We start from the raw sequence: 26,174 nt of genomic DNA on the forward strand, positions 1-26,174 counted from the left end.
TAATACGCAGCGCTGCCGCGACCAGGAGTCGATGCTGCAGGGATGTCGTGCCGCGCGGCTAGCCTGGGACCTATGGCGACTACGGCGGGGCTCTTCTCCGGGCAGACCCCGCTACCGGTGCGGATGAGACCGACCTCGCTCGCCGAGGTGGCGGGTCAGCAGCATCTGCTTCGACCGGGCGCACCGCTGGTCGTGCTTGCCGACCCCGACGGTGGTGCGCGAGCCGCGACATCCGTCATCCTTTGGGGTCCCCCGGGCACCGGCAAGACCACCCTCGCGCAGGCAGTCGCGCGCTCATCAGGTCGCCGCTTCGTCGAACTTTCGGCTGTCACCGCCGGTGTCAAAGACGTTCGCGAGGTCATGCAGGATGCGCTCACCCAGCGCGATCTCTATGGCACCTCGACGATCCTCTTCCTCGACGAGATCCACCGATTCACGAAGGCGCAGCAGGATGCCCTGCTGCCGGGCGTCGAGAACGGCTGGGTCGTCTTGATCGCGGCAACCACCGAGAATCCCTCCTTTTCCGTGGTCTCGCCGTTGTTATCCCGGTCTCTGCTGCTGACCCTGCAGCCGCTGACGGATGCCGATCTTGCTGGGCTCATCGATCGAGCGGTGTCCGATGCGCGCGGGCTTGCCGGTGCCGTTGCCCTCACCGATGAGGCACGCGCTGCCCTCGTACGGCTCGCTTCCGGGGATGCCCGCCGGGCGCTCACAGCTCTCGAGGCTGCGGCATCTCTGGCAGAACCGGAAGCTGACGAGGCAACTGGCACGATCACCGCCGAGCATGTTGCGCAGGCTGTCGACCGCGCACTCCTTCGCTATGACCGTCAGGGCGACGAGCACTACGACGTGATCAGCGCGTTCATCAAGTCGATCCGCGGATCGGATCCGGATGCCGCGCTGCACTACCTCGCGCGCATGATCGAGGCGGGGGAGGACCCTCGCTTCATCGCGCGCCGCCTGATCATCTCAGCCGCCGAGGACATCGGGCTCGCAGATCCCCAGGCCCTTCCGCTTGCCGTCGCGGCCGCGGATGCTGTGCAACTGATTGGATTCCCCGAGGGGCGCATTCCCCTCGCTGAGGCGACGGTGTACCTGGCAACGACGGCCAAGTCCAACGCCGCGTATCTGGCTATCGATGCCGCGATCGCCGACGTACGCCAGGGCGGTGGCGGTCGCGTGCCGCCACATCTGCGTGATGCGCACTACCCGGGGGCTGCGCGACTCGGCCATGGGAAGGGCTACCGCTATCCCCACGACGACGAGCGCGGGGTGGTTGCGCAGCAGTATCTTCCCGACGCACTTCGTGACCGTAGCTACTATCGCCCTACCGTCCGCGGCGCGGAGCGGGAGATCGCGGCGCGGTGGAGCCGTATCCGTCGCATCCTCGGCAGACCTGACGAACCTGGCTCGGGTGCAACTTCCGGCGCCGACTGACCGCTCTGGTAGACTTGTTCGGTTCGAAACCGAGTTTTCGGATATCCCCTCACTCGAGTAAAACCCCTTCGGTGCGCTGCGACGTGCGAATCGAGGTGGAGTGCGGGATACGTCCATGAGTCGCGAAAGACGCGGCCATGTCATCGGAAGGAATCCTTCGTGCCTACGAAGTCCCAGGATCGCCGCAAGGTGCGCATGTCGCGTGCCCTCGGCGTCGCACTGACCCCCAAGGCTGCTCGTTACCTCGAGAAGCGTCCCTACGCGCCGGGTGAGCACGGCCGCACCAAGCGCAAGGCCGACAGCGACTACGCCGTTCGCCTCCGTGAGAAGCAGCGTCTGCGCGAGCAGTATGGCATCCGCGAGAAGCAGCTTCGCATCGCGTTCAACGAGGCACGCCGCAAGGACGGCCTGACCGGTGAGAACCTGGTCGAGCTGCTCGAGATGCGCCTGGACGCCCTCGTGCTTCGTGCCGGCTTCGCCCGCACCACGGCGCAGGCCCGTCAGCTCGTTGTGCACCGCCACATCCTCGTCGACGGCAAGACGGTCGACCGTCCCTCGTTCCGTGTCGCACCCGGCCAGCTGATCCACGTCAAGGCGAAGAGCGAAGGCCTCGAGCCGTTCCAGGTCGCCGCGGCAGGCGGACACGCAGAGGTTCTGCCCCCGGTTCCGGGCTACCTCGAGGTCGAGCTCGACAAGCTCCACGCCCGTCTCGTGCGCCGCCCCAAGCGCGCCGAGGTGCCCGTGGTCTGTGACGTTCAGCTCGTCGTTGAGTACTACGCAGCGCGCTAAGCGGCGCGTAGTACTGCCGCGAAGCGGCGCATGAGCAAGGGCGTCGGGGAGACCCGGCGCCCTTCGCTGTTCTCGCCTACGATGGGATGAGCCGCCGTCGCGGAAAGGGAGTGAGCGCATGAAAAACCTGCTGTGGTTCGCGTTGGGGCTTGCCGGGGGTTTCGTCGCCGCCCATTACGTCAACAAAGACCCGCGCGGACACGAACTGCTGGCCGAGGTAGACGCCCGTATCTCTCAGTTCACCGACCGCATCGCGGATGCTTACCGTGAGCAGGAGGCTCGGATTGTCGGGATCGTCGAAGACGCCGTGGACTCGGCATCCGCGGCGGTTGACACCGTGACCGAGGCCGTGACGGACGCTGCCGGCGATGCCGCCGACGCAGCGAAAGACGCCGCCAAGAAGCTCACTGACTGATCTCATTGCGTGCGTGCGTTGCCCGGGCCGGGCGATGCCGTTCACCCGTGCAAAGGAAACCCGATGAAGACCGCTGAGATCGCCCAGCGCTACCTCGACTACTTCGAGAAGAACGATCACGTCATCGTTCCGAGCGCATCGCTGGTCACCGACGACCCGTCACTGCTTTTCACCGTCGCGGGCATGGTGCCCTTCATTCCCTACCTCACCGGGGTCGTTCCTGCGCCCTACCCTCGCGCTGCTGACGTGCAGAAGTGCATCCGCACCAACGACATCGAAGAGGTCGGTAAGACCGCGCGCCACGGAACGTTCTTTCAGATGCTGGGGAACTGGTCGTTCGGCGACTACTTCAAAGCTGGTGCCATCGAATATGCCTGGGAACTGCTGACCTCACCCGAGTCGGCCGGAGGCCTCGGCTTTGCCGAGCGCGACCTCTGGGTCACCGTGTACGAGGACGATGACGAGGCAGCCGGGCTCTGGAAGAAGATCGCCGGACTTCCCGATGAGCGCATTCAGCGCTTCGGCAAGGAAGATAACTATTGGTCGACCGGTCAGCCGGGCCCCGCGGGGCCCTGTTCCGAGATCTATTTCGACCGCGGACCGGCGTATGGCCCGGACGGGGGACCAGCGGTCGATGACAGCCGGTTCACCGAGATCTGGAACCTCGTGTTCATGCAGTACGCGATCACCAACGTTCGGTCCAAGGTCGATTTCGATGTGGTGGGCGAGCTCCCGCAGAAGAACATCGACACCGGCATGGGCCTAGAGCGGGTCGCGTTCATCAAGCAGGGCGTCGACAACATGTACGAGACCGATCAGGTGCGCCCTGTGCTCGATCTCGCCGTCGCGCTGTCGGGCCGCACGTACGGTGCCGTCCACGAGGATGACGTGCGATTCCGCGTTGTCGCCGATCACGTTCGTTCTTCGCTCATGCTGCTCTCCGACGGGGTCCGCCCCTCGAACGAGGGGCGTGGCTACATCCTTCGCCGCCTCATGCGCCGCACGATTCGTGCGATGCGTCTGCTCGGTGTCGATGCGCCGACGTTCCGCGAACTGTTTGCCGCGTCGCGGGATGCCATGGCTCCTGCCTACCCGACTCTCGCTACCGACTACGACCGGCTGGAGTCCGCGGCCGTCGCAGAGGAAGAGACGTTCCTTCGTACGCTCGCGGCTGGCTCGACGATCCTTGATCTTGCCGTAGCTGAGACCAAGAGCTCGGGCAAGGCCGAGATCGCGGGCGCCGAGGCGTTCCTGCTGCATGACACCTACGGTTTTCCGATCGACCTCACGCTCGAGATCGCCGAAGAGGCCGGTCTGTCTGTGGACCGGGCCGCGTTCGACTCGCTTATGCACGAGCAGCGCCAGCGCGCCAAGGCCGACGCGAAGTCGCGCAAGCGCGCTATCGCCGATCATTCGATCTACCGCGAGTTCCGCGCCCTCGGCGAAACGACGTTCACGGGGTACACCGATCTGGAGACCGAGTCCCGCATCCTGGGTGTGCTCGTGGATGGGGTCTCTGTCGATCGTGCCGCCACCGGTCAGGTGGCTGAGGTGATCCTCGCCGAGACGGCACTGTACGCGGAGTCGGGTGGTCAGGTTGCCGACAAGGGGATCATCGTCGGTCCCGGCTATCAGCTCGACGTCATCGATGTGCAAAAGCCTGTGCCGGGCCTGGTGAGTCACACAGTGGAGGTGACCAGTGGCGAGGTCGCTGTCGGGTTGGCTGCGACCACGATCGTGGATGCCGCCAACCGTCGCGCGGCAGCACAGGCGCACTCGGCTACCCACCTCGTTCATGCTGCCCTTCGCGACACGCTCGGGTCATCAGCCACGCAGTCCGGCTCGCTGAACCGCGCGGGCTACCTACGTTTTGATTTCGCCTGGACACAGGCGCTTTCTCCCGAGACGAAGTCCGAGATCGAAGAGATCGCAAACAACGCCGTGCGCGACAATCTGCAGGTCACCACGCGTGTCCTCGCGCTCGACGAAGCCAAAGAGCTCGGCGCCATGGCCCTGTTCGGGGAGAAGTACGGCGACACCGTTCGGATGGTCGACATCGGCGGACCGTGGTCGCGCGAGCTGTGTGGTGGCACCCACGTCGCGACGAGCGCCGAAGTTGGCCTCATCAACCTCGTGGGCGAATCCTCGGTCGGCGCCGCCAATCGTCGTGTCGAGGCGCTCGTCGGCGCTGATGCGTTCCGTGAGCTCGCCGCCGAACGAGCGATCGTCTCACAACTGACCTCTTCGCTGAAGACCCCCCGAGATCAGCTGCCGGCGCGCATCGCCGAGCTCGCCGCGAACCTCAAGGCAGCCGAGAAGAAGATCGCGTCGCTGCAGGCGAAAGCTCTGAGCGAGCAGGTTCCGGACCTCGTTGCCGGCGCTCGTCGTGTGGGCGATCTGTCGGTCGTCACCGCCAACCTCGGCCGCGCAGGCTCGGCTGACGACGTCAGAGCCGTCGCGCTGAAGGTCCGCGAGCGACTCGGTTCCGACGCTGCGGTCGTCGCTCTCGGAGGCGAGGTCGATCACCGACCGGTCGTCATCGTCGCCACGACCGACGCGGCACGCTCGCTCGGCGTGAAGGCCGGCCCCCTGGCAAAGGCTGCCGCGACGACACTCGGCGGTGGCGGTGGCGGACGCGACGACCTCGCCCAGGGCGGTGGCGCCGATGTCAGCGCGCTGGCTCGCGCCCTCGATGACGTCGTGGCGGGGCTGCCCCGGCCGTGAGCGGATTTCGCCGCGGCATCCGTCTGGCCGTCGACGTCGGGAAGGCGCGTGTGGGCGTCGCCCAGTGCGATCCTGACGGCATGCTTGCGACGCCGACCGAGACTGTCGCGCGCGGCGACGGCACGATCGGGCGCTTGGCTGAGCTCGTATCCGATATGGATCCGATCGAAGTCATCGTCGGCCTGCCGATCAATCTGCGGGGAGAACGCACCGCCTCGACCGACGACGCGGAGGGGTTCGCCGTCGAGCTGGGTGCCCGGATCACCGTTCCGATCCGGATGCTCGATGAGCGCCTGAGCACGGTCTCGGCGCACAGCGCCCTGCGCGCATCGGGCAAAACCACCCGAACTTCTCGTACCATGGTGGATCAGGTCGCCGCCGTCGTGCTGCTGCAGCAGGCGTTGGACATCGAGAAGAGCACCGGCCGCCCACCGGGTGCGCTACTACCCCCCGCCGAGGAGCCTGCCTGACATGCCCGACGATTCGTCACCGTTCGACGATCCGTTCGCCGATCTCTTCGGGAAACTCCCGGACGGTCGGTCGCGCGGGACCGGAGGTGCAGCCTCGGCCTCGTCAGAGCCGTCTGCCCCCGAGCCTGCCGAACCGGCAGCATCGGCTCCAGCTTCCGAGGGATCGTCCACACCGGCTCCACCCTCACGACGTGCCGCGCGCGAGGCCCGCGCCGCAGGCACGACCGGCGGCACTGCAGGCGGCACGCCGTCAGATTCTCCGCTCCCCACACAGCCAGCGAGCCCGGCGACCTCGATCCCGACAGACGACGACGTACCCCCGGAACTGTTCTGGGCCGCGGTGGCAGCACCTCCGGCCTCAACGCAGAGTCTCACCTCGACCTCGACATCCGGCCCTCGTGCGGATCGTCCCGCGCCGGCACCGACCGGCACCCTCGATGACCTCTTCGCAGGAGAGCGCACCACGGATGACATCGGCATGACCCCTCCACCGGCAGAACGCCGCCGTCGCCGACGCGGCGGATGGATCGCCCTCATCGTCGTTCTCGTGCTCTTCGGCGGAGCTGCGGCAGGCGGCTGGTGGGTGTGGTCGACGTACGAGGACAAGATCCGCGAGGTGCTGGGCTGGGAAGAGCCGCAGGAATACGAGGAGGGGATCGCCACCGGCGAAGCCTTCCTCACGATCGTGTCGGGGGATACCGGCGCATCGATCTCACCCAAGCTCTACGAGGCAGGTGTGACGAAGACGCCCGACGCGTTCTACGACTACCTCGTCGCCGAAGACCTCAATCCGCCGTTCGTCCCCGGCGTCTTCCGACTCCAGCAGCAGATGACGTCGGCAGCGGCGCTGGAGGCGATTCTCGATCCCGCCAACAAGATGGAAAACACCGCGCAGTTGCGCGAGGGACTCACGGTCGATCAGTCGATCCAGATCCTCTCCGACAGCCTCGGCATCCCTCTGGAGGACTTCCAGGCCGCAGTGGCCGACCCGAGTCTGTACGGCGTGCCCGTCAACGAGGCTGTCGTCGCCGCCGGCGGGCAGCCGCTGGAGGGATGGTTGTTCCCGGCGACCTACACCTTCGATCCCGGAGTAACCGCACAGCAGGTCATTCAGACGCTCGTCAACCGCGCGGTCCAGTCCTTGGATACCGCAGGCGTGCCTGTCGATGATCGGGAGCGCATCCTCACGGTCGCCTCGATCATCCAGCGCGAGGCCCGGTTTGAAGCCGACTTCTACAAGGTCTCGCGCGTCATCCAGAACCGCCTCGATCAGGGCATGAAGCTGCAGATGGACTCGACGGCTCAGTACGGCTACGGCGAGTTGCATGACGGCACAGTAAGTTCATCGGGCGAGGCTCTCACCGACAACAATCCGTGGAACACGTACGTCATCGATGGACTGCCAGTCGGCCCCATCGCCAACCCGGGCGACCTCGCGATCGACGCGGCGATGCATCCTGAGGACGGCCCGTGGCTGTACTTCGTCACGGTGAACCTCAACACCGGCGAGACGGTCTTCACGACCAACTACGACGACCACCTGGCCGCCGTGGAGCAGTGGCGCCAGTGGTGTACAGACAACCCCGACGCAGGCTGTTGAGGTGACGCAGCGACGTACGCGTCTGGAGGTCTGGGGTGACCCGATCGAGCACAGTCGGTCACCCCAGCTCCACGCTGCCGCGTACCGCGCGCTCGGCCTGGATTGGTCTTACGGACGCCGCCGTGTGACGGCGGAGAGTTTCGGTTCGCAACTGCACTCGCTCGACGACGCGTTCCGGGGATTGTCAGTCACGTACCCACTCAAGGAAGCGGCTTTTGCAGGATCCGTGACCCGCGATGCCCGCGCGGAACTGACCGGCGCCGTGAACACCCTCCTCTTGACTGGTGCTGAGCCTTCCGGATTCAACACGGATGTCGGCGGCATCGTCAGCTCCCTCGCCGAGTGCGGGATCACCGAGCTGCAGCGGGTTCGGATCGTCGGGGCAGGCTCCACAGCGACATCCGCTCTTGTCGCTGTCGCAGAGCTCGGTGCGAGCCACATCGAGGTAGCAGCGAGGCGGCCTGACGCGGTCGCCGGGCTCCGCGATATCGGCGAGCGGCTGGGCCTCTCCGTTCACGGCGTCCCTCTCGCGCAGCCGTGGCTTGCACCTGTCGATCTGACCATTGCGGCGCTCCCTGGCGGTGCGGTCGTTGCCGACACTGACGCGGATGCGCTCGCATCGGGCGGCGCGCCGTTGTTCGACGTCGTCTATGGCCAGGGGATGACCTCCCTACAGGCGGCCTGGCTGCGCGCCGGTCATCCGATCCATACGGGCGAAGGGATGCTGCTGCACCAGGCTGTGCTGCAGGTCCGGATCTTCGTCGGCGGTGATCCGGCGGTGCCACTTCGCGACGAGACGACTGTCGTCGGCGCGATGCGCTCAAGCCTCATGGGAGACTAGACCAATGCTCCGCGTGCTCACGGCCGGCGAATCGCACGGCCCCGAACTGGTTGCCGTCATGGAGGGTCTTCCCTCTGGCGTTCCCATTTCCCGCTCCGAGATTCAGGCTGACCTTGCCCGTCGCAAACTCGGGTATGGGCGCGGATCGCGCATGAAGTTCGAAGAAGACGAACTCACGATCTCCAGTGGCGTCGTCCACGGGGTGAGCCTGGGCAGCCCGATCGCCCTGCGCATCGCGAACACCGAGTGGCCCAAGTGGGTCGAGGTCATGAGCGCTGAACCCATCGAACTGACCGAGAAGTCACGCGGTCGTGGCGCAGCGCTCACCCGTCCCCGCCCCGGGCACGCAGACCTGGTCGGGATGCAGAAGTACGGGTTCGACGAGGCCCGGCCGATCCTCGAGCGGGCAAGCGCCCGCGAAACGGCTGCCCGCGTCGCACTCGGTGCCATTGCCCGCGCGTTTCTGGCAGAGCTCGGCATCCGTCTCGTCTCCCACACGGTGGGTATCGGCCCGATCGAAGCTCCCCGTGACGCCCCGCTTCCCACGCCCGACGACGTCGAGGCGCTGGATTCTGACCTGATGCGCTGCTTCGATCCGGAGACGTCGGCGCGGATGGTCGCTGAAGTCGATGACGCTCGCAAAGCCGGCGACACCCTCGGTGGCGTCGTCGAAGTCCTCGCATTCGGACTACCTCCGGGGCTCGGCAGCCACGTGCACTGGGACCGCCGGCTCGACGGCAAGCTGGCGCAGGCGCTCATGAGCATCCAGGCGATCAAGGGCGTTGAAGTCGGCGACGGCTTCCTGACGGCGCGGCGCCGGGGCTCGCAAGCCCACGACGAGCTGTTCGCGACCAACCGCGGCATTGCCCGGGCCACGGATCGCGCCGGGGGAACCGAGGGCGGCATGTCAACCGGAACCGTACTGCGCGTGCGTGCCGGCATGAAGCCGATCGCCACCGTCCCGCACGCACTGCGTACGGTGGACGTGGCATCCGGCGAGACTGCCAGCGCTCACCACCAGCGGTCAGATGTGTGCGCTGTCCCGGCAGCCGGTGTGGTCGCCGAAGCCATGACAGCGCTCGTGCTCGCTGACGTCGTTCTCGAGAAGTTCGGCGGTGACAGTGTCGCCGAGACGCGACGCAACCTGCAGTCCTACCTCGACGCGATTCCCGCGGCCCTGCGCACAAGCGCAGAGAGCGACGAATCGCTGCTGGACGCGGCAGTTCTTACCAGCGATGGCCCCCGCTAGTCCGCTCGTTCTTGTCGGCCCCATGGGGGCGGGAAAGACGAGCATTGGACGTCGCGTTGCCAAAGCCCTGGGCGTGACGTTCATCGACACGGATGCCGTGGTTCAGCGCGAGCACGGACCGATTGAGCAGATCTTCGAGACCCAGGGCGAGTCGACATTCCGCTCCTGGGAACGTGCGGCGATTCAGGAGGCCCTCGGGCACGCGGTTGCCGTCGTGTCACTGGGCGGCGGGGCTGTGCTGGATGCCGATACGCGTGCGGATCTCGCAACATGCCATGTCGTGATGCTCACGGTCGACCCGCGCGTCGTAGCCGGGCGGATTCAGGGGACAGCCCGGCCGCTCCTGTCGGGCGAGGACCCTCTGGAGCGGTGGCGGCGCATCTGGCAGGAGCGTCGTCCCCTCTATGAAAGTGTCGCCGACATCACGATCGACACATCGACCGGTCCCCTCCAGAACGTCGTGGACGAGATCGTGTCGTGGGCGCGCCACCGCACCGAGTCCTCCTATCCACGCGCCACCGGGAAAGAAGAGTCATGACCGCTCCGACGACAATCGCCGTTACCGGCGACAGCCCCTACGACATCACGATCGGTCGCGGCATCCTGGACTCGGTCGGTGCGGCACTCCCGACAGCTGCACAGCGTGTGCTCATCGTGCACCCGCCGACCCTGTCAGCGCGGGCTGAAGAGCTGCGCGGACGCCTACAGGGCGAGCGGCAGGTTCTTCTTGCCGAAGTGCCCGACGCCGAGGCAGGCAAGCGCGTGGAGGTCGCGGCATTCTGTTGGCAGGTCATGGGCCAGGCGAACTTCACTCGTACTGACGCCGTCATCGGCTTCGGCGGGGGAGCAGTGACCGATCTGGCCGGGTTTGTCGCCGCGACGTGGTTGCGCGGCGTCTCGGTGGTGCAGGTTCCGACGACAGTCCTCGGCATGGTTGATGCCGCGGTCGGCGGAAAAACGGGCATCAACACCGCCGAGGGGAAGAACCTCGTGGGGGCGTTCTGGCCGCCGTCCGCCGTCGTTTGTGACCTCGATCTCCTGGAGACCCTCTCGCGCAACGAAACTGTTGCCGGCTTCGCCGAGGTCGTGAAGGCCGGTTTCATCTGGCATCCGGAGATCTTGGAGCTCATCGAGCGCGACGCCGACGCCGCCACAGACCCGGCATCAGATGCGTTCCGGCGGTGCATCGAGCTGGCGATCGGAATGAAGGCCCGCGTCGTGTCCGAGGATCTGCGTGAGGCTGGGCTTCGCGAGATCCTCAACTACGGACACACCCTGGGCCACGCCATCGAGCACACCGAGCGGTATCAGTGGCGCCACGGCGCCGCGATCTCCATCGGCATGGTGTTCGCCGCCGAGCTCTCTCGGCTCGCTGGGCGCCTCTCGGATGACGCCGCTCAGCGTCACCGCGACATCCTCACCTCCCTCGGCTTGCCGACCACATATCGCGCCGGCGCCTGGCAGCAGCTGCTCTCGACGATGCAGCGCGACAAGAAGACGCGGGGGAGCATGCTGCGCTTCATCGTCCTCGACGACATCGCCCGCCCCACCGTGCTGCAGGCCCCCGACGAATCCCTGTTGTTCGCCGCCTATCAGGAGGTCGCCGAGTAGTGCGCGACCTGCCGCGTCCGGCAGCGCAATACGAAGTACGTCGAGTCCAGCTGCACGAATGGGCAGACGTGCGCGACCTGCGTATCCGTGCGACCGGCGACCCGGACGCGGCGCTGGCATTCCTCACCACCCAAGACGAAGAACTCGCCCGAGAAGACTCCTTCTGGCGGGAGCGAACGGCAGGCGGTGCCCTCGGCGAGAATGCTGCACAGTTCGTAGCCATCGCTGCCGGTGAGCGCTGGATCGGCACCGCGACCGTGCTGCTGCGTGCCTCCGGCGACATCGACCACCTCGGCCGCGCCCTCACGGCGCCGCGCGCAGATGTGGTCGGCGTGTACATCGACCCCGGACTCCGCGGGCGGGGACTGCTCGGCGATCTCATTGACGCCGCGTCAGCATGGGCCGCAGAACGCGGGCATGACGCTCTGACACTGGATGTCCACCGTGACAATCTGCGCGCACAGCGTGCTTATGCGCGGATCGGATTCACACCGACCGGCGTCACGCTCGTGAGCTCGATCGGGCCCGAGCTCGAAATGCGCCGGGCAATAGAGTGACACCGTGACGTCAACTCCTCACCGGCTCCTGCTGCTCAACGGACCGAATCTGAATCTGCTCGGGACCCGCGAGCCCGACGTGTACGGACGAGAGACACTCGCGGATGTCGAAGCTCTCGTCTCGCGGACGGCCGCCGCATCCGGCTTCGAGGTGCGTGCACTGCAGTCGAACCACGAGGGCGTGCTCATCGACGCCATCCACGCAGCTCGAGAGGATTGCGCCGGAATCGTGATCAATCCCGGCGGGTTGACTCATACGTCGGTGTCGCTACGTGACGCTCTCTCGGGCGTCGCGCTTCCCGTCGCCGAGGTCCACATTTCTGACGTGTACGCACGCGAGGAGTTTCGCCACCACTCCTACATCCGCGACATCGCCGCCGTCCACGTGATCGGCGAGGGCGTACCCGGCTACGCGCGGGCGACCACGCTCCTCATCGACATCCTCACCGGCCAGGCCGACGGCTGATCGCTCGCACCGAGCCCACGCGCTGAGACACAACCTGACGCGTGAGGCGGATTGTCGTCTCTCGCGCCAGGTTGTGTTTCACGGATGCCGGATCTGCGCGGGTGCGGGCGGGCGCGGGACTCCCGTAGACTCGGATGTCGGCCGCGGCCTGGCGCACGGCATCCACGCACACGAACGGAACTTCCCCCTCATGGCATCCACCGCAGACATCAAGAACGGCGTCGTCCTCAACATCGATGGACAGCTCTGGAGCGTCGTGGAGTTCCAGCACGTCAAGCCGGGCAAGGGCGGCGCATTCGTGCGCACCAAGCTCAAGAACGTCCTGACCGGCAAGGTCGTCGACAAGACCTTCAACGCCGGCGCCAAGATCGAGATCGAGAACGTCGACCGCCGCGACTACACCTACCTGTACAACGACGGCGACAGCTTCGTGTTCATGGACCAGACCGACTACGACCAGATCAACGTGCCCGCCGCCACCGTCGGCGACGCGGCGAACTTCATGCTCGAGAACCAGCAGGTCACCATCGCGATGAACAACGGCACCGCGCTCTACCTCGACCTGCCGGCATCCGTTGTGCTCGAGATCACCTACACCGAGCCGGGTCTGCAGGGCGACCGCTCGTCGGCCGGCACAAAGCCTGCAACCGTCGAGACGGGCTACGAGATCCAGGTCCCGCTGTTCCTCGAGACCGGCACGAAGGTCAAGGTCGACACCCGGACGGGTGACTACCTCGGCCGCGTCAACTGACGCGACAGCACCGATGAGTGCACGTTCGAAGGCGCGCAAGCGTGCGCTGGACATCCTGTTCCAAGCTGACGTCCGCGGTGAGGATGTCGCGCTGACACTTGCCGCAGAAGCCCGTCGCGCCGCGTCCGAACCGGCGCGCGAGGCGTCGTGGCTGTACGCCCGTGAAATCGTCGACGGTGTGATCGACAATGCGCCGGCGATCGACGAGGCGATCACGGCCGCCGCGAAGGGCTGGACGCTTGTCCGAATGCCGGCCGTCGACCGCGCGTTGTTGCGCATCGGCACGTGGGAGATCGTCTACAACGACGGCGTTCCCGCCGCCGTCGCGATCGATGAGGCGGTGGAACTCGCGAAGGAGTTCTCGACCGACGACTCCGGCGCGTTCGTGCACGGTGTGCTCGGTCGTGTGGCGCGCGGGGGCGAGACTGCCACGGGAAAGCTCGACTGACCCGCCGCATTTGCACGGCGTGATCCCACTGCCGACGCGCAGGAGCCGCCTACACTCGTCTCGGGAGAGGAGCGTCCATGCGCATCACCGGACTCGGACATGCCGGCATGTTCATCGAGACCACGGGAGGTTCGATCCTGTGCGACCCGGTCATCGGGCCGTCGTTCTTCGGATCCTGGTTCCCGTTCCCTGACAACCGGGGGTTGGATTGGGAGCGTTTCGGCGCCGCTGACTTCCTCTACATCTCTCACCGGCATCGCGATCATTTCGATCCCCGGATGCTGCACCGGTACGTCCGCCGCGACATCCCCGTGCTGTTGCCGGAGTATCCGACAGATGACCTCGAACGCGACCTGATCGACCTCGGCTACACGAACATCGTCCGCACGGAAGCCGGCGTCCCGGTGACGTTCGGTGAGATGACGCTCATGATCACGCCGCTGCGCGCCCCCTCCGACGGCCCGATCGGGGACTCGTCGCTGTCGGTGGACGACGGCACCGCCAGCATCCTGAACCAGAACGACTCGCATCCGCTGGACCTCGAGAAGCTGCTCGCCTTCGGTCGCCCGGACGCGTACTTCACCCAAGTCTCCGGAGCCATCTGGTGGCCCATGGTCTACGACCTGCCGCAGGATTCGAAGCAACACTTCGCGCAGCTCAAGCGCGACGCGCAGAACAAGCGCGCGATGTACTACATCGACAAGGTCGACGCCGGGCATGTCTTCCCGATGGCGGGACCGCCGATGTTCTTGCGCGAAGAGTTGTTCCGCTACAACGGCACCGGGCTTGAGAACGATTCGATCTTCACCGATCAGGCAGAGTTCCTCGAGCACCTGCGCGCGGAGCGGCCTGACAAGGCGGGTCACCTCTTCATCCCCGGAACCCAAGTCGACATCGTGGGCTCCGACGTGACGATCACCCAGACGCTGTACACCGATGCCGAGATCGAGCGCATCTTCCACGACAAGTGGACCTACCTCGCCGAGCAGCGCGACAGTCGGCAGGACGAGGTCCGCGCCGAGGAGTCGCGGCGTGCGACAGTACTCCCGCCGCAGGAAATGCTCGCGGCGATCAAGGAATGGTGGGAGCCGCTCCTGCGGCGGGCCCGGACGATCCGCGATGGCGTCGGTGGCAACGTCCGGTTCCGCATCGGCGAACTCGATATGGTCGTCGACTTCCCCAAGGCGAAGGTTCGCGAGTACGCGGGGGAGGAGTGCATCTACTGGTACACGATTCCGGCTGACCTCGTCTCGACCAATATCGCCGACCACGAGATCGACTGGTCCAACTCGATCTTCCTCTCGATGCAGTTCTCGGTCGGTCGCAGCGGCAAATTCAACGAGTTTCTCACCACGTTCCTCAAGTGTCTGTCGCGTGACCGCATCGAGTACGTCGAGAACTGGTACGCGGAGCAGTCAGATCAGACCGAGGATGTGCAGCTCGAGGACTGGGTCGTGCAGCGCCGTTGCCCGCACCTCCGGGCCGACCTCACCAAGACCGGCAAGATCGAGGACGGCGTACTGACCTGTTCCCTGCACGACTGGAAGTGGGATCTTGCCAGCGGCAAGTGTCTCACCACGACGGGGCATCCCATCCGGTCACAGCGGATCATCGAGACGGCTGACGCGCCTGCGATTCCCTGACGAGCGCTTCCGGTAGGCTCGGACTACAGCAACCTTTAACACCGTCCTGTGAGGCGGAGAAGGGAGCGACGATGAGCACCCGCGCAGTCATGCAGGATGCCGACATCTCACGCGCTCTGACGAGAATCTCTCACGAGATCATCGAATCCAATCGCGGTGCCGGCGAGCTCGTCCTCCTCGGCATCCCGACCCGCGGCGTGCCGCTGGCAGAGCGCATCGCTGCGCTGATCAGCGGCTTCACCGGCCAAGCGGTGCCCGTCGGCTCACTCGACGTCACGATGTACCGCGACGACCTGCACCGCAATCCGACGCGGACGCCCCACCCCACACGCATCCCGGACTCGGGCATCGACCGGAAGACCGTCGTGCTCGTCGACGACGTGCTCTTTTCGGGGCGGAGCATCCGCGCAGCGCTCGATGCCCTGCAAGACATCGGCAGGCCAGCAGCAGTGCGCCTCGCGATCCTCGTGGACCGCGGACACCGCGAGCTGCCGATCCGGCCGGACTTCGTGGGCAAAAACCTGCCGAGCTCCAGATCGGAGCACGTGGCGGTCCGCCTTCGCGAGATCGACGGCGAGGACGAGGTGAGCATCCGATCATGAGACACCTGCTCGACACAGCGACCCTCAGCCGGGCCGACGCGCTTCGTATCCTCGACACCGCCGAAGACATGTCGGACACGCAACGCCGAGAGGTCAAGAAGCTGCCGACCCTGCGCGGCAAGACCGTCGTGAACCTCTTCTTCGAGGACTCGACTCGCACTCGCATATCCTTCGAGGCGGCTGCCAAGCGCCTGTCAGCCGATGTCATCAACTTCGCAGCCAAGGGCTCGTCGGTCTCGAAAGGCGAGTCCCTGCAGGACACCGCACAGACGCTCCAAGCGATGGGCGCGGATGCCGTCGTCATCCGCCACGGAGCATCCGGCGCGCCGCACACCCTCGCCACGAGCGGCTGGATCAGTGCGGGCGTCGTGAACGCCGGCGACGGAACCCACGAGCATCCCACGCAGGCGCTGCTCGACGCGTTTACGATGCGCAAGCGTCTCTACGGCGATGACAGTCGTGGCCGGGATCTCGCCGGCACCCGGGTCGCGATCGTGGGCGATGTGCTCCATTCCCGCGTGGCGCGCTCGAACATGTGGCTGCTGCACACGCTGGGAGCGCACGTTACCCTCGTCGCTCCGCCGACGCTCGTGCCGCAGGATGTATCGGCCTGGCCCGCTCACGTCATCTACGACCTCGACGAAGCTATAGCAGCAGCTCCCGACGTGCTGATGCTGCTGCGCATCCAGCTGGAGCGCATGAACGCAGCGCATTTCCCGAGCGAGCGGGAGTACGCGAGGCGCTGGGGCTTTGACGCACGGCGGCTCGCGGCCCTCGGCGCCGATAGCATTGTGATGCACCCGGGCCCCATGAATCGTGGGCTCGAAATCTCCGCCGAAGCCGCCGACTCGGCTCAATCGACAGTGCTGGAACAGGTAGCCAACGGCGTGTCGGTCAGGATGGCGGTGCTCTACCTGCTGCTGGCGGGTTCGACGACAACCACAGCGACGACAACGACAGGGGAGGAACGAGCATGACCGAGGTCCTCCTGGTTCGCGGCGCCGAGCTCGTGGACGGCACCCGCACAGATCTGCTCGTGCAAGACGGCATGATCGTCGAGACAGGCTCCGCGCTGGACAAGCCCGGCGCGCGCGTGATCGACGCGTCGGGCCTCATCGCACTTCCCGGACTGGTCGACCTTCACGTGCACTTCCGCGAGCCGGGCTTCGAGGCATCCGAAACGATCTTCACCGGTTCGCGCGCAGCAGCTGCCGGAGGCTTCACCACGGTCTTCACGATGCCCAACACGTCCCCGGTTGCCGACACCGCCGGAGTTGTCGAACAGGAGCTGGCACTCGGCGAGGCCGCCGGCTACGTCACCGTCCAGCCCATCGGGGCCGTCACCGTCGGCCAGAAGGGAGAGCGGCTCGCGGAGCTCGGCGCCATGGCTACCTCCCGGGCCCGGGTCCGTGTGTTCAGCGACGACGGGTTCTGCGTCTGGGATCCCGTGATCATGAGGCGCGCCCTCGAGTACGTCAAGGCATTCGGCGGCGTCATCGCCCAGCACGCGCAAGACCCGCGCTTGACCGAAGGCGCGCAGATGAACGAGGGTGTGGTCTCGGCCGAACTCGGCCTGGCGGGATGGCCGGCTGTCGCCGAGGAGGCCATCATCGCCCGGGACGTGCTGCTGGCAGAGCACGTCGGGTCGCGCCTGCACGTCTGTCACCTCTCGACGGCGGGGTCTGTCGACATCATCCGCTGGGCCAAGAAACGCGGAATCGATGTCACTGCCGAGGTGACCCCGCACCACCTGCTGCTCACCGAGGATCGCGTTCGCGGCTATGACGCGCGGTTCAAGGTCAACCCGCCCCTTCGCACCGCCGAGGATGTCGAAGCCGTGCGCGAAGGCCTTGCCGACGGAACGATCGACATCGTGGCAACCGACCATGCGCCGCACCCGAGCGAGACAAAGGCGTGTGAATGGCAGGCGGCATCCCACGGGATGGTCGGTCTGGAAAGCGCCCTCCGTGTCGTGCACAGGACGATGGTCGACACCGGTCGGATGACGTGGACGGATGTCGCGCGCGCGATGTCGGCAGCGCCGGCGCGGATCGGGAGCCTCAGCGGGCACGGCACTCCCGTGGCGGCGGGCAACCCGGCATCGTTCACGCTCTACGACCCGGCGCCGAAAACCACCTTCTCGGTCGATGATCTTCGCGGGCGCAGCCGTAACTCGCCCTACCTCGGCGAAGAACTGCCTGGCGAGATCCGCTGGACGATCAACCGGGGCACCGTGACCGTGGCTGACGGAGCTCTTCTCGAGACGCCGGGGGTGGTGTCATGACCCGCGAGGCCGCCGTCCTCGTGATGGTCGCGGTGGCCGTGGTGCTGCTGGGACTCGCCGCCTGGGGCTGGGTGCGACGTGCCCGTCGCGATCGGACCCCCCTCATCCAGCCAGCCGAGCTGAACGCTGCGGACGTACCCCGCGAGACGATAGACGCGCTCTACGTCGCGACCACGGTCCACGATGCTCCGCTGGAACGGATCGCTGCCCCGGGCCTCGGTTTCCGATCACCGGTGACTGTCACCGTGACGGATGCCGCTGTCGCGCTGGACCTGACCAACCAGCCGCGAATCACCATCCCGGCTGACAGGATCACCGCCGTCACACAGGCCACCCTCACGATCGATCGTGTCGTCGAGAAGGACGGCCTCGTGCGTCTGAGCTGGCTCGCCGACACCGGCGTGGTCGTCGACACCTACCTTCGCCCCCGCGACACCTCGGCCAGACAGCTGGCCGACGCCCTCGCGCCGCTCGCCGATGCCACCGACCCCTCCACCGCAACCGGAGATTCCGAATGAGCTTGTTCACCACCGATCCCGCCGTGCTCGTCCTCGAGGACGGAACCCGATTCCGTGGGCGCGCCTATGGGGCGCGCGGCGTGACTCTGGGCGAGGTCGTCTTCGCGACCGGCATGACCGGCTACCAGGAGACCCTCACAGACCCGTCCTACGCGGGTCAGATCGTGCTGCAGACCGCGCCCCACATCGGCAATACGGGAATGAACGACGAGGACCCCGAGTCGCGCCGGATCTGGGTCGCCGGCTACATCGTCCGCGATCCCTCGCGCGTCGTGTCGAACTGGCGAGCCGATGAATCCCTCGACGAAGCACTCGAACGCGACGGCATCGTGGGGATCAGCGGAATCGATACCCGCGCGGTTACCCGTCACATCCGGTCGGTCGGGTCGATGCGCGGTGGCGTCTTCTCCGGAGACGCTGCATCCCTGGACGCCGAGGAACAGCTACGCCTGGTGCGGGAAGCGCCGCTGATGGCCGGCCAGAACCTCTCGGCATCCGTCTCGGTGACGGCCGCGGAGATCACCCCGGCGACGGGGGAGAGGCTCGGGTCTCTCGCGGTCATCGACCTCGGTATCAAGAAGGCGACGATCGAGAACCTCGCCGCCCGTGGGTTCGACGTCCACGTGCTGCCGCAGGATGCCACGATCGACGACATCCGCGCGATCGACCCGGTCGGGGTCTTCTATTCGAACGGCCCGGGTGACCCATCGGCCTCTGCGGATCACGTCTCGCTCTTGCGGTCCGTGCTCGATGATCGGGTGCCGTTCTTCGGCATCTGCTTCGGAAATCAGTTGCTCGGCCGCGCCCTGGGTCTGGACACCTACAAGCTTCCGTTCGGCCACCGAGGCATCAACCAGCCCGTCCTCGACAAGCAGACCGGCCGCGTCGAGATCACCGCCCACAATCACGGCTTCGCCGTCGATGCCCCCCTGGATGAGCCGTTCGACAGCCCCCAGGGCTACGGTCGCGTCGAGGTGAGCCACATCGGTCTCAACGACCGCGTCGTCGAGGGCCTTCGCGCCCTCGACATCCCGGCCTTCTCGGTGCAGTACCACCCCGAAGCTGCCGCCGGCCCGCACGACGCCAACTACCTGTTCGACCGGTTCGCAGACCTCGTTCGCGCGAACCTCAGCACGAAAGAAGCGAATGCCTAAGCGCGACGACATCCGCTCCGTCCTGGTCATCGGCTCCGGCCCGATCGTCATCGGCCAGGCTTGTGAGTTCGACTACTCCGGAACCCAAGCCTGCCGCGTGCTGCGCGCCGAAGGCGTCAGAGTGATCCTGGTCAATTCGAACCCGGCCACGATCATGACCGACCCCGACTTCGCCGACGCTACCTACATCGAACCGATCACCCCCGAGGTCATCGAAACGATCATCGCGAAGGAGAAGCCCGACGCGATCCTCCCGACTCTCGGTGGCCAGACGGCTCTGAACGCCGCGATGGCGCTGCACGACCGCGGCATTCTCGAGAAGTACGACGTCGAGCTCATCGGCGCGAAGGTCGACGCCATTCGCAAGGGCGAGGATCGCCAGATCTTCAAGGAGCTCGTCATCGAAGCGGGCGCGGATGTCGCCGCGAGCCGCATCTGCCACACGATGGATGAGGTTCTCGCCGGCGCCGAGGAACTGGGCTATCCGCTCGTCGTTCGCCCGTCGTTCACGATGGGGGGACTGGGTTCCGGTTTCGCATACACCGAAGCCGACCTGCGCCGTATCGCGGGCGCCGGCCTGCATGACTCGCCGACGCACGAGGTGCTGCTCGAGGAGTCGATCCTCGGGTGGAAGGAATACGAACTCGAGCTGATGCGCGATACCGCCGACAACACGGTCGTCGTGTGCTCGATCGAGAACGTCGACCCCGTCGGTGTCCACACCGGCGACTCGATCACCGTCGCGCCGGCGCTGACGCTCACCGACCGCGAGTACCAGAAGATGCGCGACATCGGCATCGACATCATTCGCGCCGTCGGTGTCGACACAGGCGGCTGCAACATCCAGTTCGCCGTCGACCCGACGAACGGTCGCATCATCGTGATCGAGATGAACCCGCGCGTCTCTCGCTCCTCGGCGCTGGCCTCGAAGGCCACCGGCTTCCCGATTGCGAAGATCGCCGCCAAGCTCGCGATCGGCTACCGGCTCGATGAGATCCCCAACGACATCACCAAGGTCACGCCGGCAAGCTTCGAGCCGACGCTCGACTACGTCGTCGTCAAGGTGCCGCGCTTCAACTTCGAGAAGTTCCCCGCCGCCGACACGACGCTCACCACGACGATGAAGTCGGTCGGTGAGGCGATGGCGATCGGCCGCAATTACGCGACGGCGCTGCAGAAAGCCCTTCGGTCGCTCGAGAAGCGCGGCTCCAGCTTCCACTGGGGCCCAGAAGAGCGAAGTGTCGAGGAGTTGCTCGAGATCGCACGCACGCCCACCGATGGCCGGATCGTCGTTCTCCAGCAGGCCCTGCGCAAGGGCGCGACTGTCGAGCAGGCCTTTGAATCCACCGCGATGGACCCGTGGTTCCTCGATCAGATCGTGCTCATCAACGAGGTCGCGGCCTTCATCGCTGGCGCGGGGGAGTTGGATGCCGAGACACTGCGGATCGCCAAGGAGCACGGCTTCAGCGACGCACAGATCGCCGAGCTGCGCGGGATCACCGAGACCGAAGCGCGCGGCATCCGGCACGGCCTCGACATTCGGCCCGTGTACAAAACCGTCGATACCTGCGCTGGTGAGTTCCCCGCTCTGACCCCGTACCACTACTCCAGCTATGACGCAGAGACCGAGGTCATGCCCTCGGAGCGCACCAAGGTCGTGATCATCGGATCGGGACCGAACCGCATCGGTCAGGGAGTCGAGTTCGACTACTCGTGCGTGCACGCCTCGTTCGCCCTGAGCGACGCGGGTTTCGAGACGATCATGGTCAACTGCAACCCCGAAACGGTGTCCACCGACTACGACACGTCCGACCGGCTCTACTTCGAGCCACTCACTCTCGAAGACGTGCTCGAGGTGCTGCACGCCGAGGCCCGGTCGGGCACGATTCTCGGGGTCATCTGCCAGCTGGGCGGACAGACCCCATTGGGACTTGCGAAGGGGATCGAAGCCGCCGGCTACACGATCCTCGGCACGAGCCCCACGGCGATCGATCTCGCCGAGGAGCGGAGCCTGTTCAGCGGCATCCTCGCCGACGCGGGACTCGTCGCGCCGCGTCATGGCACCGCGGTTGACGTCGAGGGCGCCGTTGCCGTGGCCGAAGACATCGGATACCCGGTGCTTGTCCGTCCGAGCTTCGTGCTCGGTGGACGCGGCATGGAGATCGTCTACGACACGGCGAGCCTGCGTGACTACTTCGTGCGCGTTGCCGACCAAGCGATCATCGGCCCCGGGATGCCACTCCTGGTCGACCGGTTCCTTGACGACGCGATCGAGATCGACGTCGATGCGCTCTACGACGGCCACCAGCTCTACATCGGCGGCGTGATGGAGCACCTCGAGGAGGCCGGCATCCACTCCGGTGACTCGAGCTGCACCCTGCCGCCCGTGTCGCTCGGACGCACCGAGATCGATCGCGTTCGCGAAGCCACTCTCGCCATTGCGGCTGGCGTCGGGGTCCGAGGGCTCTTGAACGTTCAGTTCGCTATCAGCGCGGGCGTGCTCTACGTCATCGAGGCTAACCCACGGGCCAGCCGCACCGTCCCGTTCGTGTCCAAGGCGCTGGGGATTCCGCTTGCGAAGGCGGCCAGCCGCATCATGGCAGGCTCCACGATCGCTGATCTGATCGCTGAGGGGCTACTGCCGGCATCCGATGGCTCGCGCGTTCCGCTTGACGCACCGGTCGCCGTGAAAGAAGCCGTTCTGCCCTTCAAGCGGTTCCGGACAAAGGACGGGCAGATTGTCGACTCGGTCCTGGGGCCTGAGATGCGATCCACGGGTGAAGTCATGGGGATCGACCGCGACTTCCCCACGGCCTTTGCGAAGAGCCAGGCTGCCGCATACGGTGGGCTTCCCCTCGAGGGAACGGTCTTCATCTCGGTATCGGATGCTGACAAGCGCGCGGTGATCCTGCCCGCCCACCGGCTGCAGGAACTCGGGTTCGAGCTGCTTGCCACGGAGGGGACTGCCGAGATCCTTGCCCGCAACGGAATCGCCGTCGAGGTCGTCAACAAGTACTCCGCAACGCATGCCTCGGGTGAGACCAACGTCGTCGACCTCATCAATGAGGGACGCATCGACATCGTGGTGAACACCCCGAGCGGCGGCATGGCGCGGGCTGACGGCTACGAGATCCGCGCCGCTGCCGTGGCCGGCGACAAGGCCTTGTTCACGACGATGGCAGTCCTCGGCGCCGCAGTCAGCGCATTCCCCGTGCTCCGCGAGGGTTTCGAGGTCAAAAGCCTGCAGGACTACGCACGTGAAAGGGCTGAACGCGCGTGAGGTCGTTCGGTTCACGCCTGTGGGAGACGCTCGGTCAGTTTGGCCCGTTGTGCGTGGGTATCGACCCTCACGGGAGTCTGCTCGATTCCTGGGGCCTGGGCTCCACCGCCGAGGGAGCCCGGCACTTCGGACTCCGTGTGGTGGAGGCGTGCGCGGGTCGGGTCGGCATCGTGAAACCTCAGGTTGCGTTCTTCGAGCGCTACGGCTCGGCCGGGTTCGCGGCGCTTGAAGAGGTCATGGCGGCCGCGCGTGCGGCCGGGCTGATCGTCATTGCAGACGCCAAGCGCGGCGACATCGGAACCACGATGGACGGCTATGCCGCGGCGTGGCTCGAACCCGGCTCACCGCTCGAGGCGGATGCCGTGACACTGAGCCCCTACCTGGGTCCCGACTCGCTTTATGCCACCGTCACGACCGCGATCCGCCGAGAGAAGGGGGTTTTCGTCCTCGCAGCGACGAGCAATCCCGAAGGCAGGCCGGTACAGACTGCACTCACGAGCGATGACTCCGGGCCCGATGACGAGCGCGTCGCGGCGCGGATCGCTCGCGAGATCGGGTCCCTCAACATCGGCCTGCCGGGGGCGCTCGGTTCGGCCGGACTCGTGGTCGGGGCAACCGTCGACCGCGCTGCGTTCGGGCTCACCGACGTCGTCCTCGCCGGCACCCCGATCCTGGCACCCGGCTTCGGTGCGCAGGGCGCGCAGCCGGCCGATCTGCATCGTCTTTTCGGATACGTGGCAGCAAACGTCATCGCGTCCGAGAGCAGAAGTATCCTCGCCGTCGGCCCCGACCGCCTCGCCTCGCGTATCGAAGAGCGCGCTGCGCTGTACCCGCGAACCACCCATGACTGAGCGCCCCGCCCCTCCCGACGTCGACCGCCTCGCAGCATCCCGTCGGGCCGTCGCAGCCAGGCGGGAGCGTGCCTCTCTGAAACAGGATGTCGCGACCCGCGTGATCAGCCCCCAAGAGCTACTGCGCCGCGCCCTTGCCGCTCCGGATTCACCTGCCGGTGCGATGCGGGTCACAGAGTTCCTCACCGCGATCCCCGCGATCGGCGTCGGCAAGCGAGACAGAATCCTCGAGCATCTGCAGATCTCGCCCGTGAAGCGACTCGGCGGCCTCGGCCGTAGGCAGCAGCAGGCTCTGCGTGCGTTTCTCGATGACCGCCTGCCCGAGCCGCACCCACGCGATGACCGGTCTGCCCTGGTGGTGCTCGCGGGGCCTACGGCGGTCGGCAAAGGGACCGTGGCGCAGCACATTCGGGCTCACCACCCCGAAATCCACCTGTCCATTTCGGCTACGACCCGCCCGGCTCGTCCGGGGGAGCGCGACGGAGAGCATTACTACTTCGTCGACGATGCGGAGTTCGATCGACTCATTGCCGATGGCGAACTTCTCGAATGGGCGACGGTCCACAACGCGTACCGCTACGGCACTCCGCGTGCACCGATCCGCGCCGCACTCGATCGCGGTCAGGCGGTGCTGCTGGAGATCGATCTGCAGGGCGCTCGGCAAGTTCGCGCGGCCCAGCCCGATGCAACGCTGGTTTTCCTACTCCCACCCAGCTGGGACGAGTTGGTCAGCCGATTGGTCGGACGCGGCACCGAAGACACCGAAGAGCGGGCTCGACGCCTGCGCACTGCGCGAGTCGAACTGGCAGCCCAGGATGAGTTCGATTACCGCGTCGTGAACGCCGACGTCGCCGTTGCGGCGCGCGAGGTCGTAGAATTGATGAATGCGCCCGCGCGCTGAGCGTGACCGCGGCGCCACAGACCTCTCACCGACATCCGTCGCCAGCGAAGGGATTCCGCCATGGCCGGGAACAACCAGGGCATCATTGAGCCGCCCATCGACAGCCTTCTCGAGAAGGTCGACTCGAAGTACCAGCTCGTGATCTATGCGGCAAAGCGCGCGCGTCAGATCAACGATTACTACTCCGACCTCCACGAGGGAAACCTGTTCGACAACGTGGGGCCGCTCGTCGACTCGACCGTCGAGGACAAGCCCCTGACCATCGCGCTCCACGAGATCAACGAAGACAAGCTTCGCCTCCGCCCGATCGACTGACGGTCACCCGTTTGCGCGCCGGTGTCGTATGCCGGCGCGATACTGATCGGCGTCCACCACTGACGGGAGCTCCATGAGCGCGTTGCGTCTGTTCACGTCCGAATCGGTCACGGAGGGTCATCCCGACAAGATCTGCGACCAGATCTCCGACAGCATCCTCGACGCGATCCTCAGTGAGGATCCGCGCGGGCGCGTCGCGGTCGAGACCCTCGTCACCACCGGACTCGTGCATGTCGCGGGCGAGGTGAGTACGTCTGCGTACGTCGAGATTCCCGCGATCGTGCGCGATGTGGTCAACCGCATCGGATACACCTCGAGCGAGACCGGGTTCGACGGCGACTCGTGCGGCGTGAGCATCTCCATCGGCGCGCAGTCCTCCGACATCGCCTCGGGCGTGAACAAGGCCTTCGAGCAGCGTGAACGCGGATCATCCGACCCGCGCGACGAGCAGGGCGCGGGCGACCAGGGCATCATGTTCGGCTATGCGACGACCGAGACGCCACAGCTCATGCCGATGGCCGCGTGGACGGCACACCGGATGGCTGAGCGCCTCGCCGAATCGCGGCGCTCGGGTGCGCTGCAGTTCCTGCGTCCCGACGGCAAGACACAGGTCACCCTCGGATTCGAGGGTGCCGTGCCGCGCACCGTCGAGTCCGTGGTGCTCTCGACCCAGCACCACCCCGACATCTCGCAAGAAGACCTGCGTGCCCAGGTGCAGGAAGTCGTCATCGATCCGGTTCTGGAGAGCACCGGACTCGATCTTTCCGCGGTCACCTACTACATCAACCCCGCCGGTCCGTTCGTCATCGGCGGCCCGAAAGGCGATGCGGGCCTCACGGGCCGGAAGATCATCATCGACACCTACGGCGGTGCTTCGCGCCACGGCGGCGGAGCCTTCAGCGGCAAGGACCCCTCGAAGGTCGACCGTTCGGCTGCCTACGCCATGCGGTGGGTCGCGAAGAATGCCGTGGCCGCAGGACTTGCTGATCGGCTCGAGGTGCAGGTCGCCTACGCCATCGGCAAGGCCGCTCCGGTTGGCCTGTACGTCGAGACGTTCGGAACCGGTCACGTGGCCGATGACATCATCACGACGGCGATTCTTGAGGTCTTCGACCTGCGCCCGAAGGCGATCATCGACCAGCTCGATCTACTTCGCCCGATATACGCGCAGACCGCGGCCTACGGTCACTTCGGTCGAGAACTCGCCGACTTCACGTGGGAGCGCACGGACCGCGTCGACGACCTGCGCTCAGCCGCCGGTCTCTGAC

The 26,174-nt window shown here is 66.3% G+C and carries 25 protein-coding genes; all 25 read left to right on the plus strand.

Features of this window, described 5'->3' with window-relative positions:
- Positions 1-72: 72 nt before the first annotated feature.
- The 25 genes from AADH62_RS08285 to metK all read left to right on the plus strand — a co-directional run bounded on the left by AADH62_RS08285 (position 73) and on the right by metK (position 26,173).
- The gene (locus tag AADH62_RS08285) at positions 73-1,437 is read left to right on the plus strand and encodes a replication-associated recombination protein A (RefSeq protein ID WP_341579024.1); all 1,365 of its coding nucleotides are present in this window, start codon (positions 73-75) and stop codon (positions 1,435-1,437) included.
- A 159-nt stretch (positions 1,438-1,596) separates the two neighbouring features.
- The gene (rpsD, locus tag AADH62_RS08290; protein WP_341579025.1) at positions 1,597-2,226 is read left to right on the plus strand and encodes a 30S ribosomal protein S4; all 630 of its coding nucleotides are present in this window, start codon (positions 1,597-1,599) and stop codon (positions 2,224-2,226) included.
- A gap of 118 nt (positions 2,227-2,344) precedes the next feature.
- Positions 2,345-2,641 (plus strand): ATPase, encoded by a 297-nt coding sequence (locus AADH62_RS08295; RefSeq protein WP_341579026.1) that lies wholly within the window; start codon positions 2,345-2,347, stop codon positions 2,639-2,641.
- A 63-nt stretch (positions 2,642-2,704) separates the two neighbouring features.
- A complete protein-coding gene (gene alaS / locus AADH62_RS08300) occupies positions 2,705-5,365 on the plus strand; it encodes an alanine--tRNA ligase (RefSeq protein WP_341579027.1) in 2,661 nt (886 codons plus the stop codon).
- The gene (gene ruvX / locus AADH62_RS08305) at positions 5,362-5,835 is read left to right on the plus strand and encodes a Holliday junction resolvase RuvX (RefSeq protein ID WP_331791294.1); all 474 of its coding nucleotides are present in this window, start codon (positions 5,362-5,364) and stop codon (positions 5,833-5,835) included. Before alaS ends, ruvX begins: the two co-directional genes overlap by 4 nt.
- Position 5,836: 1 nt before the next feature.
- Positions 5,837-7,435: an endolytic transglycosylase MltG gene (gene mltG, locus AADH62_RS08310; RefSeq protein WP_341579028.1), complete on the plus strand. Its 1,599-nt coding sequence runs from the start codon at positions 5,837-5,839 to the stop codon at positions 7,433-7,435.
- A 1-nt stretch (position 7,436) separates the two neighbouring features.
- The gene (locus AADH62_RS08315) at positions 7,437-8,276 is read left to right on the plus strand and encodes a shikimate dehydrogenase (RefSeq protein ID WP_341579029.1); all 840 of its coding nucleotides are present in this window, start codon (positions 7,437-7,439) and stop codon (positions 8,274-8,276) included.
- A gap of 4 nt (positions 8,277-8,280) precedes the next feature.
- Positions 8,281-9,525 (plus strand): chorismate synthase, encoded by a 1,245-nt coding sequence (gene aroC, locus AADH62_RS08320; RefSeq protein ID WP_341579030.1) that lies wholly within the window; start codon positions 8,281-8,283, stop codon positions 9,523-9,525.
- Entirely contained in the window at positions 9,512-10,063 is a 552-nt protein-coding gene (locus AADH62_RS08325; protein ID WP_300590613.1) for a shikimate kinase, read from the plus strand. The genes aroC and AADH62_RS08325 overlap by 14 nt, the downstream gene beginning before the upstream one ends.
- On the plus strand, positions 10,060-11,136 hold the full coding sequence (aroB, locus tag AADH62_RS08330) for a 3-dehydroquinate synthase (RefSeq protein WP_341579031.1): 1,077 nt from the start codon (positions 10,060-10,062) through the stop codon (positions 11,134-11,136). The genes AADH62_RS08325 and aroB overlap by 4 nt, the downstream gene beginning before the upstream one ends.
- Positions 11,136-11,693: a GNAT family N-acetyltransferase gene (locus tag AADH62_RS08335; RefSeq protein WP_341579032.1), complete on the plus strand. Its 558-nt coding sequence runs from the start codon at positions 11,136-11,138 to the stop codon at positions 11,691-11,693. The genes aroB and AADH62_RS08335 overlap by 1 nt, the downstream gene beginning before the upstream one ends.
- Before the next feature lie 4 nt (positions 11,694-11,697).
- Positions 11,698-12,159 (plus strand): type II 3-dehydroquinate dehydratase, encoded by a 462-nt coding sequence (gene aroQ / locus AADH62_RS08340; RefSeq protein WP_341579033.1) that lies wholly within the window; start codon positions 11,698-11,700, stop codon positions 12,157-12,159.
- A 190-nt stretch (positions 12,160-12,349) separates the two neighbouring features.
- A complete protein-coding gene (gene efp, locus AADH62_RS08345; protein ID WP_228178738.1) occupies positions 12,350-12,910 on the plus strand; it encodes an elongation factor P in 561 nt (186 codons plus the stop codon).
- Between the two features lie 13 nt (positions 12,911-12,923).
- Positions 12,924-13,358, plus strand: coding sequence for a transcription antitermination factor NusB (gene nusB, locus AADH62_RS08350; RefSeq protein ID WP_228178737.1), 435 nt, complete (start codon positions 12,924-12,926; stop codon positions 13,356-13,358).
- 77 nt (positions 13,359-13,435) lie between these two features.
- Positions 13,436-15,001, plus strand: a complete 1,566-nt coding sequence (locus tag AADH62_RS08355; protein WP_228178736.1) for a Rieske 2Fe-2S domain-containing protein — start codon at positions 13,436-13,438, stop codon at positions 14,999-15,001.
- 71 nt (positions 15,002-15,072) lie between these two features.
- The gene (pyrR, locus tag AADH62_RS08360; protein WP_341579034.1) at positions 15,073-15,603 is read left to right on the plus strand and encodes a bifunctional pyr operon transcriptional regulator/uracil phosphoribosyltransferase PyrR; all 531 of its coding nucleotides are present in this window, start codon (positions 15,073-15,075) and stop codon (positions 15,601-15,603) included.
- The gene (locus AADH62_RS08365) at positions 15,600-16,580 is read left to right on the plus strand and encodes an aspartate carbamoyltransferase catalytic subunit (protein ID WP_228178733.1); all 981 of its coding nucleotides are present in this window, start codon (positions 15,600-15,602) and stop codon (positions 16,578-16,580) included. Before pyrR ends, AADH62_RS08365 begins: the two co-directional genes overlap by 4 nt.
- Positions 16,577-17,887, plus strand: a complete 1,311-nt coding sequence (locus AADH62_RS08370; protein ID WP_228178732.1) for a dihydroorotase — start codon at positions 16,577-16,579, stop codon at positions 17,885-17,887. The genes AADH62_RS08365 and AADH62_RS08370 overlap by 4 nt, the downstream gene beginning before the upstream one ends.
- Complete coding sequence (locus AADH62_RS08375) at positions 17,884-18,405, plus strand: hypothetical protein (protein WP_228178730.1); 522 nt, start codon at positions 17,884-17,886, stop codon at positions 18,403-18,405. Before AADH62_RS08370 ends, AADH62_RS08375 begins: the two co-directional genes overlap by 4 nt.
- Positions 18,402-19,559, plus strand: coding sequence for a glutamine-hydrolyzing carbamoyl-phosphate synthase small subunit (gene carA, locus AADH62_RS08380; RefSeq protein ID WP_341579035.1), 1,158 nt, complete (start codon positions 18,402-18,404; stop codon positions 19,557-19,559). Before AADH62_RS08375 ends, carA begins: the two co-directional genes overlap by 4 nt.
- Positions 19,552-22,839, plus strand: coding sequence for a carbamoyl-phosphate synthase large subunit (gene carB / locus AADH62_RS08385; protein ID WP_341579036.1), 3,288 nt, complete (start codon positions 19,552-19,554; stop codon positions 22,837-22,839). Before carA ends, carB begins: the two co-directional genes overlap by 8 nt.
- On the plus strand, positions 22,836-23,690 hold the full coding sequence (gene pyrF, locus AADH62_RS08390) for an orotidine-5'-phosphate decarboxylase (protein WP_341579037.1): 855 nt from the start codon (positions 22,836-22,838) through the stop codon (positions 23,688-23,690). Before carB ends, pyrF begins: the two co-directional genes overlap by 4 nt.
- A complete protein-coding gene (gene gmk / locus AADH62_RS08395) occupies positions 23,683-24,591 on the plus strand; it encodes a guanylate kinase (protein WP_341579038.1) in 909 nt (302 codons plus the stop codon). Before pyrF ends, gmk begins: the two co-directional genes overlap by 8 nt.
- Positions 24,592-24,651: 60 nt before the next feature.
- The gene (rpoZ, locus tag AADH62_RS08400; protein ID WP_267189766.1) at positions 24,652-24,906 is read left to right on the plus strand and encodes a DNA-directed RNA polymerase subunit omega; all 255 of its coding nucleotides are present in this window, start codon (positions 24,652-24,654) and stop codon (positions 24,904-24,906) included.
- Between the two features lie 73 nt (positions 24,907-24,979).
- Complete coding sequence (gene metK / locus AADH62_RS08405; RefSeq protein WP_341579039.1) at positions 24,980-26,173, plus strand: methionine adenosyltransferase; 1,194 nt, start codon at positions 24,980-24,982, stop codon at positions 26,171-26,173.
- Position 26,174: the final 1 nt, after the last annotated feature.

It is taken from the genome of Microbacterium schleiferi (assembly GCF_038150145.1).
GTDB lineage: Bacteria > Actinomycetota > Actinomycetes > Actinomycetales > Microbacteriaceae > Microbacterium > Microbacterium schleiferi_B.

Excerpts from the sequence above, each read along its gene's own strand:
- AADH62_RS08285 (WP_341579024.1), top strand. The coding sequence starts at position 73 with ATGGCGACTACGGCGGGGCTCTTCTCCGGGCAGACCCCGCTACCGGTG.
- AADH62_RS08295 (WP_341579026.1), top strand. The coding sequence starts at position 2,345 with ATGAAAAACCTGCTGTGGTTCGCGTTGGGGCTTGCCGGGGGTTTCGTC.
- alaS (WP_341579027.1), top strand. The coding sequence starts at position 2,705 with ATGAAGACCGCTGAGATCGCCCAGCGCTACCTCGACTACTTCGAGAAG.
- mltG (WP_341579028.1), top strand. The coding sequence starts at position 5,837 with ATGCCCGACGATTCGTCACCGTTCGACGATCCGTTCGCCGATCTCTTC.
- aroC (WP_341579030.1), top strand. The coding sequence starts at position 8,281 with ATGCTCCGCGTGCTCACGGCCGGCGAATCGCACGGCCCCGAACTGGTT.
- AADH62_RS08325 (WP_300590613.1), top strand. The coding sequence starts at position 9,512 with ATGGCCCCCGCTAGTCCGCTCGTTCTTGTCGGCCCCATGGGGGCGGGA.
- aroB (WP_341579031.1), top strand. The coding sequence starts at position 10,060 with ATGACCGCTCCGACGACAATCGCCGTTACCGGCGACAGCCCCTACGAC.
- efp (WP_228178738.1), top strand. The coding sequence starts at position 12,350 with ATGGCATCCACCGCAGACATCAAGAACGGCGTCGTCCTCAACATCGAT.
- nusB (WP_228178737.1), top strand. The coding sequence starts at position 12,924 with ATGAGTGCACGTTCGAAGGCGCGCAAGCGTGCGCTGGACATCCTGTTC.
- AADH62_RS08355 (WP_228178736.1), top strand. The coding sequence starts at position 13,436 with ATGCGCATCACCGGACTCGGACATGCCGGCATGTTCATCGAGACCACG.
- pyrR (WP_341579034.1), top strand. The coding sequence starts at position 15,073 with ATGAGCACCCGCGCAGTCATGCAGGATGCCGACATCTCACGCGCTCTG.
- AADH62_RS08365 (WP_228178733.1), top strand. The coding sequence starts at position 15,600 with ATGAGACACCTGCTCGACACAGCGACCCTCAGCCGGGCCGACGCGCTT.
- AADH62_RS08370 (WP_228178732.1), top strand. The coding sequence starts at position 16,577 with ATGACCGAGGTCCTCCTGGTTCGCGGCGCCGAGCTCGTGGACGGCACC.
- AADH62_RS08375 (WP_228178730.1), top strand. The coding sequence starts at position 17,884 with ATGACCCGCGAGGCCGCCGTCCTCGTGATGGTCGCGGTGGCCGTGGTG.
- carA (WP_341579035.1), top strand. The coding sequence starts at position 18,402 with ATGAGCTTGTTCACCACCGATCCCGCCGTGCTCGTCCTCGAGGACGGA.
- carB (WP_341579036.1), top strand. The coding sequence starts at position 19,552 with ATGCCTAAGCGCGACGACATCCGCTCCGTCCTGGTCATCGGCTCCGGC.
- gmk (WP_341579038.1), top strand. The coding sequence starts at position 23,683 with ATGACTGAGCGCCCCGCCCCTCCCGACGTCGACCGCCTCGCAGCATCC.
- rpoZ (WP_267189766.1), top strand. The coding sequence starts at position 24,652 with ATGGCCGGGAACAACCAGGGCATCATTGAGCCGCCCATCGACAGCCTT.
- metK (WP_341579039.1), top strand. The coding sequence starts at position 24,980 with ATGAGCGCGTTGCGTCTGTTCACGTCCGAATCGGTCACGGAGGGTCAT.